Here is a 14451-nt window from a genome sequence, read left to right on the forward strand (position 1 = left end):
AGGGCCAGGACAAGTACATTAATTCAACAGAGCAGGACGGGGAAGTTTACGCATTCCTCCCCTGAGCTAAAGACTCAGGGGTTTCCTGCTGAGGGTTTATGAAGTATATCAGTTCTTTACGGATGAAGGCGATTGATGCCAACTGTTCATATTTGGGACTGTTCCCGCTTCAGTTAATGGAAAATGCGGGCGCGGCTATTGCACAGAATATAAAGGAAAAGCTTGGCAGCGGAAAGGTACTGTTTGTGGCAGGCAGGGGAAATAACGGAGGCGATGCTTTTGTTGCTGCCAGGCACCTTGCCGGCATTCCCGGATATAATGTAAGGGTGATTCTGCTCGGAAAAGACCGGGATATAGGGACTGAAGAAGCGTTTCACAATTTCTCCCTGTTGAGGTTCAGCAGGGTGCAGACACTTGAGATCAGAGATTCAAGCCAGCTTGCAGCCTCTGGATGGTTTTCAGAAGCCGACATGCTGGTGGATGCCATCTTCGGCACAGGGGTTAAGGGAAACATAAAGGAACCAGAGTCAACTGCAATTGACCTTATAAACAACGAAGGAAAAGCCGGGAAAACCGTAATTGCCGTGGATATCCCATCCGGGCTTGACCCTGATGGGGGAAGCTTTGAAAAAGCCGTATATGCAGACCTTACAGTAACCTTTCACCGCATGAAAACAGGGCTCCTGGGTGAGCAGGCAAAAGAGCATACAGGTACGGTAAAGGTTGCAGAAATCGGAGTCTGCGCGGATGCTGAACACTATATAGGTCCCGGTGATCTGCAGATGCTTCAGAAAAGGACACCTGAAGCGCATAAAGGAAATGCCGGAAGGGTCCTTATCATAGGGGGCGGACCTTACTCCGGAGCTCCGGCGCTTGCAGCGCTTGCAGCCCTCAGGGCAGGAGCAGACCTGGTAACAGCAGCAGTGCCTGAATCGGTAGCCGGGATTGTAGCTTCTTACTCTCCTGACCTCATTGTCCGAAAACTTTCCTCAAGCGTGCTCTGCCCCGAAGACCTGTCCATCCTCCCTGACCTTATCAATTCCCATGATGTGGTTGTAATGGGGATGGGGCTTGGGAGAGCAGCAGAGACCCTTGAAGCTGTCAGAAAGATCCTGCCCTTCTGCAGGAAAGTAGTCCTTGATGCCGACGCCCTTTCAGCCCTGTCAGGCGCTCTCTTTGAAACCCTTGCAGGAAACTGTGAAATAATAGTAACCCCGCATTCAGGAGAATTTGCGCGCCTGATGGATATGGAAATCCCCGATACCCCTGAAGCCCGTGAAAAAGCTGTCAGGGAATTTTCGGAGGAAAAGGGAGTGGTAACACTCCTGAAGGGAAAGATCGACATTATTTCAGACGGGAAGCAGACCCTTCTGAACAGGAAAGGAAACCCTGGTATGACTGTAGGAGGCACTGGAGATGTCCTGGCAGGTGTGACAGGATCTCTGTTTTCAAAAAACCCTGCGTTTCTTGCCGCAGCCTGTGCAGCTTACATTAATGGGGCAGCCGGCGACCTGGCGTTCGAGAAAGCGGGAAATGCACTGCTTGCAACTGACGTTATTAAGAAGATTCCTGAAATAATCAAAGAGGCAGAAATAGGGTGAAAGAGTTATAGCCACAAAAACAGCTAAAAAAAGGGCAAACTGATGTAGAAACAATGTTCAGATGAAACAATGTTCAGATGAAACAATGTTCAGATGAAACAATGTTCAGGTGGAACAATGTTCAGATAATACTCAAATAATAATCAAATAATAATCAAACAATATTCAAATAATATTCAAATAATAACCGCTCATTAATCAGATAATATCCAGAAAATTCAAGCAATACCTGAAAACCTGGACTATTGCAACAGTAGTCCGGTATTGCAAATAATATAAAACTGTATACAGGGAAGGGGGTAACAGAATATGGTACGTGATTTTGAGAGGAAAATAGATGTGGAAATCGAAAGGACAAGGATCAGGATCACGGTTTTTCATGGGGAAGACGAAGAAGTTGTAAAGCTTAACCTTGAAGAAGCCGAGGAACTTGCAGAAAAACTGGAACAGGCGATTGAGGATTACTCGCAGCGAAAACAAATCCGGATTGACTGAATCGGAAATTAAGAAACTGGGGATTGTGGGCAAAATTGATTGCAGGCAAAAAGATCAGAAATCTACAAAAGAAATTAAAAGCTCTATAGAGCTCCAGAGATGTAAGAAAAACGCGGTGATTTTGTGGAAAAGACATTTACTCATATTGAAGACGGCAGAGCGCGAATGGTCGATATAAGTGAAAAAAATAATGTTTCCAGGCTGGCACGGGCTGCAGGAGAAATCGTACTTTCCGCAGAAACCCTGGAGAAAATAAGGACAGGGACCGTTGAGAAAGGAAGTGTGTTTGCAACTGCAAGGGTTGCAGCCGTGCTTGCTGTAAAGAAGACCCCCGAGACAATCCCCATGTGCCACCAGATTCCGATAACAGGGATAGATGTGGATTTGGAGGTAGGGGATGATGCGGTTTTTGCAATTGTAGAGGTCCGGACTGTCGGGAAAACAGGAGTTGAAATGGAAGCTCTGACAGGAGTTTCGGTTGCGCTGCTTACTGTCTGGGATATGGTAAAATCTGCCGAGAAGGATGAGACAGGAAATTACCCGCATACACTGATACGAAATATCAGGGTGCTTGAAAAGCTCAAAGGGTAAAGGTTCGAAGAGGTAAAAACCGGAAAAATAAGGGTCCATTTAAAATAAGCTTTTTAAAGGATGGGATATATCAAGACGGCAAACTGAGGTATGTATTTTGAAGATCATAGGTGGACCAGCATCACAGTTACTTGCCAGCCGCACGGCCAGGGCGCTCGGGACAGAGCCTGTACTCTGCGAATTTAATTGTTTCCCTGACGGGGAACTTTACCTTAGAATCGCAGAAGAAACAGAAAACGAAAAAGTGACCATTATCCAGAGCACGCCCACAGACTCCGATCTTGTTGCTCTGCTCCAGCTTATTGATGCCTGTGAGGGGGCAGCTGAAATCAATGTTGTGATCCCCTACATGGGCTATGCCAGGCAGGACAAGAAGTTCAAGCCAGGCGAACCCATAAGTTCCCGCGCTATTGCCCGCTGCATTAACGCTGACCGGGTCTTTACAGTAAACATTCATGAAAAGAGTGTACTTGAGTATTTCCCCTGCCCTGCCAGAAATCTTGATGCGGCAAACCTGCTGGGTGCATACATCGCTGGCTTTGGCCTTGAAAACCCCATGCTGGTTGCTCCCGATGAAGGGGCTCAGGGGCTTGTAAAGAATGTGTCTTCAGAGAATGGTTTTGATCATGACAATCTTCAGAAAACAAGGCTCAGCGGAGATACCGTTGTGATCAAGACAAAAAACCTTGATGTAACCGGCAGGCACGTTGTCCTTGTAGATGACATGATTGCGACCGGGGGGACAATGGCGGAGTCAATTAGGATGCTTAAAGCACAGGGAGCAATTGATGTCCACCTTGCCTGCGTGCACCCTGTCCTTACAAGAAATGCAACTTTAAGGTTGTTCAATGCAGGAGTAAAAGATATAATCGCAACCGACACCCTCGAGAAAGCCGAAAGCAGGCTGAGTGTTGCCCCTCTTATTGCAGAAGCCCTTTCCGGGCTTTAATCATTTACTCCAGTTTCATTACCGTTAACTATTTTTTACAGTCTGTGTATTCTTAGTATTATGACCCTTCCAGAAATTTGTCCACTTGATGAAAACCAGACATGTAAAGGACTGGAATGCCATCTCTTCTGTCTGGAATGGAGAACAAGGGAACCTACCTGCCTTATAGGCTACAATGTAACAAGTAAAATCAGGTCCGGCAATGACGGCCGTAAAAAAGATACCTATGCTGAAGACACATTCCGCAAGTTAGGGAGACAGCCCCTACCCAGAATGAAAAACGTCTCGGAAAAAGGAGATTGGTTTCCTACCAGGCCAGTTGAAATACCCCCTGAAAAGCCTGTTGAGAGAAGGGAAGAAAAGCCCTCTCAAACTACGGAAAAAGACGCCCAGAAATATTTCTTCGGATGTCGCGAAGCACCCATGGATGCAAAAACGGAAAAACGTCCTGAAGAATGTCCCGAGAAAAGGTTGCAAGGAAGACAGGTTTCCAGCGAGGCTGAGACAGCTTCCCTTAGACTGGAGGCTAGGCTGAAAAAAGATCCTGTCGAAGAAAAACCTATTGAAAACTCGATTATATACGCAAAGCCGCAGCCAAAGGCGCCGGAGAAACCAAAAACCCAGGAGAAAGTACTCTCCAGGGATAAGCATACAACAATCTTTGTATCCTGTGACGAAGAAGAAAAGAAAAATATTTATCCTTCCGACAGGGAAGAAAAACCAGTAAAAGCGACTGAATACAGGGACAAACGCAAAAAACTTGATGAGGTAATGGAAATAGACCTTCCCGATAATTACGAAGAGGAATTCTGGAGCTAAAAAATCCTCTGTCGCTGAAAGAGATAACTTAGAATAACTCAAAATTAACTTATAAGAGCAGAATTAATTTAGGGTAACTCCAGGTAAACTTAGGGTTAGCAGAGCTAACTAGAGTTAACCGAATTGATTAGAGTAAAGTTAACCGAACTGATTAGAGTAAAGTTAACCGAACTGATTAGAGTAAAGTTAACCGAACTGATTGAGTGAACTTATTATTACTCAGAATTATTCAAATGAACTTATAATGGAGCCGCAGGCCGGAGTTTCGGAAAAAACATTTAGAGCCCGAAAAAAGGAGAAAATGCTTTCTTCGTTTCCTGAGTTTCCAAGCAGGCCTGCAGAGCCTACCTGGTCAATTACCCGCTAAATCTAAAGATTTAACGGGTTTCCTGCTGAGATTTTATGAATATCTTCTCGGGATTGTGGCTTGATTCCGCTTTATGCCTTCTATGTTATTTGATTTAATTTCCTATGTTAAAAACAATTCATGTTATTTGATTTAATTTCCTATATGTTAAAAACAATTCATGTTATTTGATTTAATTTCCTATGTTAAAAACAAGAACAGGAATATGATGATTGAGGATGGACCGCCAGACATACCAGAAGATATACAGTTCACTGAATAACTTTGGAGACGTTTTTCGCCTCTCAGAGGAATATTCCAGACCTGCAGGCATGCTTGCTACCGTTCTTAACCAGAAAATAGTGAAAATGACAAGGTTCAAGCACAGGAGGATCTATTCCAGAGAAAAGGAACTCTTTTTGAGGTGGGAGCAGGGGCGGTCTATTCTTGAACTTGCGGAGTATACATTTTTCCCTCCGACCCTCATGGCTTCCCTGATCCTCAAGAACTGTGACCTGTCCCGAAAAAGCATAAACTGGCTCTTCAAGCACCTCGACTGCATCGAAAACCGCCGCCTGAGAAAAGAGATTGGAAAAGCCCTTGATGCGGACTATTTCTTTTCTCCCCGCGCCCATGAGATGCAGTGCAAAAAAGGTGAGATGGGAGAGGAGATTATCCGCAAATGGCTTGATGACAGGGAGATTTCCTACTGCACTGAAGCTGAAATCAGGGCTCAGGGAGACGGAAAAACCCCGGATTTTGTCCTTGCAGACCCGATCCGCATAGAGGACCGTATGGTCAGGTGGATTGAAAGCAAAGCCCTCTTCGGGGACGACTTAGAGCATAAGCATTACGCAAAGAAACAGTTCGGGGAGTATGCCAATATTTTCGGAGAAGGCATGGTTGTCTATTGGTATGGTTACCTGGAAGACCTTCCATCCGAAGGCGAAGGTTACCTTGTAAAGGACCACAGCTTTTTTGGGGAATATAAAAAGCAGACTGACGAACTGTTCAACTACCTTGTATACTGGTAAGGACTTTTCAGAGCCTTGTAATTGAGGACATATTGGTAAGAGGGTCTTTTTCTACCTGGAAGATATGGTCTGCCGAATCGATCAGGGACTCGTCATGGGAGACCACTATGATCTGGCCTACTCCGATGCTGCGCATCATGTCTATGAGTTTCAAAAGCTGCTGGATGTGCCCGCGGTCCAGAAAAACGGTGGGTTCGTCGAGGATCATAGGAGGAAGCCCTTCTGCACGGTCTCCGGCAAAACCAAGGGCAAGGAGCCTGTAGATGGCACAGCGCAGGACAAGGTTGAAGATTGCACGCTCGCCTCCGCTGAGGAGTTTGGGCTCGAGGGGGGTGCCGTCTTTTCTGTAGACAGTCAGATTGTACTCGGGGTCAAGCTCGATATGGGAGTAAGCATTGTTTGTATACATGAAACCAAACATCTCATTTAAGAGGACGGAAAGGGCACCTATATTCCTTGCCCGCATATCAGCCCGGACGCGCAGATAGGTATTTTCAAGCTCTTCGGCATTGCTGTATACAGCTTCAAGGTACAACCGCCTGTTTTCAAGAGCCTTAAGTTCTTCTTTGAGTTCCCTGAGGCGTTTTAAGCTGTTTTCAATCATGCCGATTTCTTTAAGATGGACATCTTTTTCAGCGGTTGTTTCCCGGATTTTCTCTATAATTTTTGTATGGGCAAGTTCAAACTGGGCGCGGTCATGCTGGAGATGTTCAAGCTCTTTTCCTTCCAGTTTTTCTTTCAGCTGCCTTATCCTCTCACTGCGTTCAATGATTTCGCGGTCAAAGAAACCTACCTTTTCTGCCAGGTTCCTTATGGCAGTCTCAAGCTCGGAGATTTTATGTTTGAGATTTTCCATGCGGAGCAGGTTAGCCTGGAGCTTTTTTGCCTGTCCGAGAAGCTTTTCACTTTCGGCATGGGCTCTTTTTGCTTCATCTTCCTTTTTCCGCATAGCTTCAAGGGCAAGTTCAAGAGCTTTGAGTTTTTCTTTTGACAGGGCTTCCTTTTCTACAAATGCCTTTAATTTTTCATTGAGTTCTCCAAGCCTCTGCCCGTAATTTTCTATAAGCGCAAGAGATGTCCGGATTTTTCCGTTCAGGGCTTCAATTTCAGAGGCATTTTCGGCAAGCTTTCTTTCAAAAGCTTTTGCCTCACGGAGAGCTTTTTCACCTTCACTGTGCGCGGTATGAGCCGCTTCTTCCTGATCTTGCAGAGCTTTAATGTCAGGGAGGAGCTGACTCACTGCGGCTTCAAGTTCCTGTTTTCGCTTACCAAGGCTCTCAAGCTTCAGGGAGTCCTCATCTATCCGGGCTCTGTGGGTCTCTATCAGTTTCCCGGAAGCTTTTGCCTTCTCCAGGAGCTTTTCAATTTCAATGTCATAATCTGAGATTCGCTTCTCCAGCTTCTTTGCATCCTTGAGCCGGTTGAGTTTTTTCTCAAGTTCAGCGTTCTGGAGCTTTATATCCGTAAGTTCCGAGGCAAGCTTTTCTTTTTTCTGTTCGCATTCTTCTGTTGTACATGCGATTTCTGACCCTTTAAGTTCCTGCCCGCAAGTAGGGCACTTCCCCTCGGCAAGCAGTTCCCGGTTTTTACGGAGGCTGTTCTCAAGTTCCCTTAAAGTAGCCTCAAGCTCTTTTTCTTTCCCATGCAGCCTGTTTTTGTTTTCCAGCAGAAGCTCGCTGAAATCTTCCAGGTTTTCGAGCTGGTCTCCGGTAAAGCCAAGCCCCTCCAGCCCCGCTAAAACCCCGGACTTCTGCTCCTGGACTTCCAGTACTTCCTTTGAGTTATTCCCGAGTTCCTTTTCAAGAACCTCAATTTCCGTACTTCCTTTCAGGACTGCAGCCCTGCTGTTTTGCAGTTCCATTTCAAGATCGAGTAGGTTCAGATTGCCGGTTTCTTTTTCCTTAAAGGCGAAGCCAAGCTTTGTAGAAACCTCATTTTTCCGGTCCCTGAGAAGGCTTTCCTTTTCTTCAAGTTCCTTTATGACTGAAATTATGTCATCAGCAGCTCCGGAATCTGCTTTAAAGCCTATTTTAAAGCCTGCTTTTTCTCTCAGCCCTTTGTTTTCCTCTTCGAGCTTCCTTATGTTTTCCCTGTGCTCTTCAATTTCCTTATTTGCAGCCCCAATACTTGCCCTGCACTCAATCAGGGTGCGCTCAGCCTCAGTTTTCTCATTTTCAAGTTCGCGTAATGCCTGTACGCCGGTTTCTTCTTCTTTAAGGAGAAGGGCAAGTTCTTTTGATGCGGCATTTACTTTTTCCCTGGCAGAAAACTCCTCTTTTTCCTGGCCCAGAAGCAGAGCTTCAATTTCGAGGCCTCCAAAACCGTATTCGTCTCTCAGACCGGCATTTTCGTCCCCGAGTTCGAGCAAAACACGCCTTTGCCCCTGCACTTCCCCTGAAAAAGCTTCCTTTTCCCTGAAACAGCCAGCCTTATCCTCCTGAGACTTATGGATAGCCTGTTTCAAAGCCTCAATTTCCTGCAGTCGTTCCCTGTAGTCTGCAATCTTGAGGTCGAGTTCTCCTTTACGAGCAATCGCAAACTCTTTTTTGTCATTAAGATCGTTTAAGGCAGCATCAGTTTCTTTCACTTTTTGCCTGAGCCTATTAAGGGCTGCAACGGGCTCCGTGCCTTCAAGCCCTTCGATTTCGGCTTTCACGCCTGAAAGGCTGTTTTTTGCATCCCTCTCAAGCCTTCGGACAGCCGTCTTCGCATAGCCTGCCCTTTCGCGGTACTCCTCAAGCTTTCCGAGCTGGAGCAGGTCATCAATCATGCGCTGCCTGTCCTTTGGCTTTGCATTGATAAGCACATCAATTTCCCCCTGCCGGATGTAAGCGCAGTTCTTGTATGCCTCTTCATCCATGTTCAGGAGGGAACAGACCTCATCATAGGTGCGGGTCGCCTGGTCGACAATATTCTCCCCGTCAGCATAGAGCACGCACCTTGAGCTTGAAGCGTTTTCACTTTTCGAAGAGTACCTGAAAGCCTGCTCAAGAAGATATTCCCGCCCCATATGTTCAAAGCCGAGGTTGATTTTTGCATTCTCGGCCCCTTTGAAGATCATGTCCGCAAGCACAAAGTCCTTTGAAAGGATCTTGCTTCCGAAAAGCCCCATGAAGCAGGCTTCGAGCAAGCTTGATTTCCCGCTCCCGTTTACCCCGGAAATGACTGTCACTCCGTCTTCGAAAGTGAAGTCCAGCTTTTTGTAGCTCCGGATATTTTCTATGTACAGATTTTTCAGCTTCACAGGTAATCACCAAGGTTATACTGTTTGGGCACAGCAGGCTTTTCTTTTCCTTTTTTATGGCTTTGTTTTACCGGTTTTCCGGCTCTATCCGGAGCCTGGGCTGGCTTTTCATCCGGGAACTTTTGATCCGCAGGCTTTTCGGTTTTGCCCTCTCCATCTTTTTCGGGACTTACTTCTCCCCCGGAGCGGGGAAGCTTTCCAGCCTCTACGTCTTCTGCTTCGGTTTTATTTCCGGCATATATCCCTAGCTCAGCTCTTTTTCCACCTTCGGAAGGGATTACTGGAGGGATTTCTACAGAGGTTCCGGGAGTTTCCTGCGAAATCTCGGATGGGGAGGGGGCTTCAGCCAAAGAATTAGCAGCAGTATTGGGCGTTTCGATCTCTACGGATGCCCCTACAGATTCAGCATTTTCACATGAACCGGCGGCTTCAAGTGATTCAGTATTTCCGCATATTACGGGGACATGAGGAGGTTCATGACCCTCAACAGGAGATTCACAGACCTTATCAAGAGATTCAGGACTCTCATCAGAATCTTCAAAACTATTATTGAGAGATTCGGAGCTTTCAATTCTTGCAAAAGCCCTCAGGAATTTAGATTTTTCGGCAATTGCCGCCGCAAATTCAGCCCCTCCGGCGGACTCAGGATTTTCAACCGGTTCAGCCGCACCCACCGGTTTGAATTCTTCAGGCTCTCCAATCCTGACAGGGCTAACAGGGCTGGCAGAGCTGACCGGGATAACAGGGCTGACAGGAATCTCTATCCTGAAATTAGGGTCTTTGAAATCCAGTGCTTCAATCAATCCCGAAAGCCGGCTCTCTGTTTCTTCGTCCACCCTTGACCTTGACACGCCCGGGTTCCGGATAATCTCATCGACTATCAGCCCGCCGTCGTTTAAGCTCAACCTGTTGATTTCTTCGGCAACCGCATGGTCAGGGTCGGAAAATGCGACTTTCACAACCTCATCGAGGAGGGTCTCTTTTATCCTGAGGTCTTTGACCCTTGCCACCAGCACTCCTTTGCTCAACAGGTATTCTTCAATCTCACTGAAGGAAAGGACTGGACCTGAGTCTCCTGAGATGTCCAGGAACACAACAGAGTCCGGGAGTTCTTCGAGGTGCTCGTTAACGGCAGAATAAATCTGTTCATAAGGCTTTTCTTCCCCGTCAAGTTTTGCCGGAATGAACAGGAAATTTCGGGTAGGGATGGTCCTCCTGCTGATTTCCAGCCCTTCCCCGGAAAGAGTGATAATATTGTAAGAACGGGGATCATTTTCGGATGCACTGTTGCGTTCGGTACTGCCCGGGTATGTAGCCCAGGTCTCGGTCTCCCCTACCTTTATTTTCTCGTACTTGTGGTAGTCCCCGAGGAGAATTGCATCAACCTTAAAAGGAAGGTTTTCAAGCACCTCGGCGCAGTCCCAGTCCGCATACGGAAAAGGCTGCACGGTCTGGTGCATTACAAGCAGGTTCCTGCAGTTTTCCGGCAGGGATTCCGGAACTTCAAACCCTGAATAATCGTAAAGAGGAATCTTTGACTTAGGGACGCTGTCTATCCCGTATATTGCTGTATCCCCTACCAGTTGGGGTGTTTTCCCGAGCCTTACCGCAAGCCCCATTTCCTCAAAGAGGTCCAGCCACTGGGTATTTTGCTTGCTCTCGTGGTTCCCGACAATTCCAAAAAAAGGTATGTTTGCAGCCTTCAACCGGAACAGGAGGTTCATCGTCTCAAGGAGATCTTCAAGAGTCGGGTTCCTGGAATCAAAAAGGTCCCCCGCATGCACGACAGCATCAATCTGCATGTCAACCGCGTCCTGAATGACTACCTCAAAAGCCTTAAAAAAGTCCTGCCTCCGTACCTCGCTGTGGTACTGCCGGTATCCCAGGTGCGTGTCTGCTGTGTGGAGTATCCTTGTTTCCTGAACCATGAATATCAGTCTCTGGTTTTAACGGTATAAGAGTTTGTATATTAGTATTTAACTCATTTCTACAAAAACACGGTTCAGTTGAATAAGGGAATTTAACGCTCCAACGCTAGAAATTTGGTTCATTCGCATAAATTGGACATCGAATTCAAAGAGAAATTTTCGGTGATCCGTCGTAAATCAAGAGTATTATTTTCGGGAAACCTGATTGGCATCTTCCGGTCGTTCTTGTCACGCGCGTCGGCGCGGCTGGAACTATGGAGCTTCGAGGAGATCGAAAAAGAAAAACTCAACAGCACTAGAAAAACCAAGTATCAAAATATCAATCATTTAATAGTAGCGATCAAAGAATATTACAAAATCTAAAAAAATGGGCTCATGACCAAAAATTCCATTCGCACAAAATACTGCTCAATGTCTAGAGAAGCTAAAAACGGGTTTCATATACTGGAAAATTATAATGTTGCATATCATCATTTAATGGTGTCAAAATGAAAATTATAACCTGGAATTGTAATATGGCCTTCAGAAAGAAATATGGGAAAATTCTTCCATATAATCCAGATTTACTGATTGTTCCAGAATGTGAACATCCAGGCAAATTTACTGATGATTTTTATTCTAATGTTTTGTGGATAGGGAGTAATAAAAACAAAGGCTTAGGCGTTTTCAGTTTCAACGACATAGAAATATCGTTACATGAATCCTATTGTGAAGAATATAAATATGTTCTCCCAATTAAAATGACTAATCCGACAGCTATAAACCTTATCGCAATATGGTCACAGAATAATAAAGAAGATCCTAAAAGAAGGTATATAGGAGAGATTTGGAAATCGTTGAATTATTATAAAGATATACTCAAATCTCCAGTAATTATTGCAGGAGACTTCAACTGGAACGTAATCTGGGATAGAAAACCTGCTTATCCTCTTTACGGAACACTCACAAATGTAATTTACTTTCTAAAACAACTTGAAATACATAGCGCATACCATAGATCTGCAAATGTAAGTTTTGGTCATGAGAAAGAACCAACCTTATTTTTCAGGAAAAATAAAAAGACCCCTTATCATATTGATTATATATTTGCATCAAAGGATTTCATAGATCAGATAAAGACTTTTTCTGTTGGTAAATATGAGGATTGGATTTCGCTGAGTGATCACATGCCTTTAATAGTGGAATTCGAGTAAACTCATTAGTTTTTTTCGAGTCATCAGCCTCAAAAAATGAAAGTTGCACTGGCACCCCCCGCTAGCTAGCAATGGATATCGTGCCACCGTTTTCAAATGAGTCAAATTATACTCAACCAGCTCAAAACCTGGAATTTATTACCTTGAAATACAAGGCCACACCCCAATATGATTAAAAAATTAAATCCGGAGAAGTGCAATATTTTAGTCAATAGTCATTTGCTTCTCAAATACGCTTACCCAACCTGAACAATTCCCCGTCCCTAACTGCAACGAACCAGTTGGAAGACACAAAAACAACATCACAATCATCTGTGCTCCCATCGGCATGCGTGATCGAAGTGTGGACCCGGTCAGAATAATTGGGCACGAATGACCAGCTTCCGGTCCAGATAGTCCCTGCGTTCATGTAATATTGAGAGTGAAATTCCCAGGGTACAGGATGATATTCCCGTGGGTATCCCTCCTCAAAACCAGCGACACTCCATCGAGTTCCGGAAGGATCAAAAACTTTTCCTGATGCATCTGTAGGAGTTTCCACGGTTATGTAATTTGATCTGGTAATGGAACTGCTACCGGCGGCGTTTGTTACTTTCAGAGTAACATTGTATACACCCGGATTGGCAAAAGTGTGAGTTGAATTCATGGCGTGTTTTGAGTTAATGCCGTCTCCAAAATCCCAATACCAGGAAGTAGGTACTCCTCCAGCGCTTATGTCAGTAAATTTGACTACAAGAGGAAATGTTCCCCCGGTCACATTACCAGAAAAATCAGCAATTGGTGTCCCTGTCTCTTCAGCAAGAGCAGTAGACGATAACAAAATGAAAAGCAGAAAAACTATTGTTACTGAAAAAAGCTCTTCTTTGTAGTTCATTTAGATCCCACAATACCGATTATGACGTTCAGATACTTTCTGTTCTGACCTGAATATAACCCTGAAAGAAACAGATCTCATTACGCTTGTTACGAATTATCACACGCTCTCGAAGGAGAAGAGGTCATTTTCGGGTTCCTCCTCTTTTTGGTGCCCAGAATGTCGGTTCCAAATCCAGCCAAAAAAGATGAAGAGGGGGTTTTGTCAGCTTTGAGCATGTCCCCACATTTACTTTTCGCCCGAACTTTTATTGTTTTTCAATTCGAGATTCAACGCTTTTGGAGACTGAGATACATTCGGACTTGCTTCCCTTGAACAGATTCTGTTTCAGACAGGTTCTGTTTCAGTTCAGAACACCAATCAGGAGACTGTTATAAGTCCATACTTTGTTTCTATGTCACCACCGTTAGCATTCATTACTGTTAATCTGACTGTATATTTTCCTGCTTTAGTGTATGTATGCGATGGACTCTGCTGGGTTGAAAATGTCCGGTCTCCAAAACTCCAGAACCATTTCGTGGGTGCTCCTGTACTTTGGTCAGTAAAACTGACTGTCAGTGGCGCATTACCGGAGAGAGGATTTGCAGAAAAAGCAGCAACAGGCGGAAGAGCACTTCCAACAGTTATATAATACCCCTTTGTTACCGTTTGACTTATAAACCCAGAATCAAGGACCGATTTTACTGTTAAGGTGACGGAATATTTTCCCGGGTTAGCGTATATATGCGTTGGATTCTGCTCTGTTGAAGTACCTCCATCTCCGAATTTCCAGGACCACTGAGGCGTTCCCGGGCCCGTGTAACTGCCAGTAAAATAGACAGTCAAAGGATCAGGTCCTGATCTTGGATCTCCGGAGAAATCAACAGCTATGGTTCCAATTGTCTTTGTATTTACAGCCTCCTGACTGCCACTTTTCGAAGGGGCTGCACTTACTGACGCTGCGATTACAGACATTATGAAGAAAGTCAACATTAAAGCGCAAACTATCTTTCTCGTTCCTTCAAATATTTGTTTACCCATTGTATACACCCCAAATTTTTGATCAACTTGATACATTTTTAGTGTATTATTTTTTCAATCAGCTTTCCATCAGCAGATACACTAAGCAAATAGAATTTTACCAATAATTCATTTGAATTCGTTTAAAAAAGAACAGAATATATCTGTAAATTTTATCCTTTAGATATGCCAACGAAAGTGATTTTAAATTGTACCAGAATATAAAAACAATAATAATATTATAATAATATAATATAGAGTGCCGCGAAACAAAAATCAGAAACCGAAATTAGAGAGTATCATATAACTCAAAAATCGCTCTTTTGAAGCTCGTCTTTCAAGTAACCAATGGAGCTTCAGGTTCCGAAAGCAGCCCTG

At 44.7% G+C, this 14451-nt stretch carries 11 protein-coding genes; 7 read left to right on the forward strand and 4 right to left on the reverse strand.

What is annotated here, in order from left to right:
- Positions 1-98: 98 nt before the first annotated feature.
- From EO98_RS11070 to EO98_RS11095, 6 genes are all read left to right on the forward strand, one after another.
- Positions 99-1601, forward strand: a complete 1503-nt coding sequence (locus EO98_RS11070; RefSeq protein ID WP_048137280.1) for a bifunctional ADP-dependent NAD(P)H-hydrate dehydratase/NAD(P)H-hydrate epimerase — start codon at positions 99-101, stop codon at positions 1599-1601.
- A 309-nt stretch (positions 1602-1910) separates the two neighbouring features.
- Positions 1911-2096 carry a hypothetical protein gene (locus EO98_RS11075; RefSeq protein WP_048136471.1) on the forward strand — a complete coding sequence of 62 codons (186 nt, stop codon included), beginning with the start codon at positions 1911-1913 and terminating at the stop codon, positions 2094-2096.
- Between the two features lie 123 nt (positions 2097-2219).
- Positions 2220-2687 (forward strand): cyclic pyranopterin monophosphate synthase MoaC, encoded by a 468-nt coding sequence (gene moaC / locus EO98_RS11080; protein WP_048137282.1) that lies wholly within the window; start codon positions 2220-2222, stop codon positions 2685-2687.
- Positions 2688-2784: 97 nt separating this feature from the next.
- Positions 2785-3636 (forward strand): ribose-phosphate diphosphokinase, encoded by an 852-nt coding sequence (locus EO98_RS11085; RefSeq protein WP_048137283.1) that lies wholly within the window; start codon positions 2785-2787, stop codon positions 3634-3636.
- 60 nt (positions 3637-3696) lie between these two features.
- The gene (locus EO98_RS11090; protein WP_048137285.1) at positions 3697-4455 is read left to right on the forward strand and encodes a hypothetical protein; all 759 of its coding nucleotides are present in this window, start codon (positions 3697-3699) and stop codon (positions 4453-4455) included.
- A 585-nt stretch (positions 4456-5040) separates the two neighbouring features.
- Positions 5041-5835 (forward strand): C15orf41 family protein, encoded by a 795-nt coding sequence (locus EO98_RS11095; protein ID WP_048137329.1) that lies wholly within the window; start codon positions 5041-5043, stop codon positions 5833-5835.
- 7 nt (positions 5836-5842) lie between these two features.
- Here EO98_RS11095 and EO98_RS11100 read toward each other — a convergent pair whose 3' ends face one another.
- Positions 5843-9079 carry a DNA double-strand break repair ATPase Rad50 gene (locus EO98_RS11100; protein WP_048137287.1) on the reverse strand — a complete coding sequence of 1079 codons (3237 nt, stop codon included), beginning with the start codon at positions 9077-9079 and terminating at the stop codon, positions 5843-5845.
- Positions 9076-11007, reverse strand: a complete 1932-nt coding sequence (locus EO98_RS11105) for an exonuclease SbcCD subunit D (RefSeq protein ID WP_048137289.1) — start codon at positions 11005-11007, stop codon at positions 9076-9078. The genes EO98_RS11100 and EO98_RS11105 overlap by 4 nt, the downstream gene beginning before the upstream one ends.
- Before the next feature lie 488 nt (positions 11008-11495).
- Between EO98_RS11105 and EO98_RS11110 the strand changes: the two genes are divergently transcribed.
- Complete coding sequence (locus EO98_RS11110; RefSeq protein WP_048137291.1) at positions 11496-12200, forward strand: endonuclease/exonuclease/phosphatase family protein; 705 nt, start codon at positions 11496-11498, stop codon at positions 12198-12200.
- Positions 12201-12426: 226 nt separating this feature from the next.
- On the opposite strand, the gene EO98_RS11115 is transcribed toward EO98_RS11110, so the two are convergent.
- Both EO98_RS11115 and EO98_RS11120 read right to left on the reverse strand, forming a co-directional pair.
- Positions 12427-13074, reverse strand: coding sequence for a PKD domain-containing protein (locus EO98_RS11115; protein ID WP_048137293.1), 648 nt, complete (start codon positions 13072-13074; stop codon positions 12427-12429).
- 360 nt (positions 13075-13434) lie between these two features.
- Positions 13435-14094: a PKD domain-containing protein gene (locus tag EO98_RS11120; RefSeq protein ID WP_162197888.1), complete on the reverse strand. Its 660-nt coding sequence runs from the start codon at positions 14092-14094 to the stop codon at positions 13435-13437.
- Positions 14095-14451 lie beyond the last annotated feature (357 nt).

This window comes from Methanosarcina sp. 2.H.T.1A.6 (assembly GCF_000979455.1).
In the GTDB taxonomy this organism is placed as follows: Archaea; Halobacteriota; Methanosarcinia; order Methanosarcinales; family Methanosarcinaceae; genus Methanosarcina.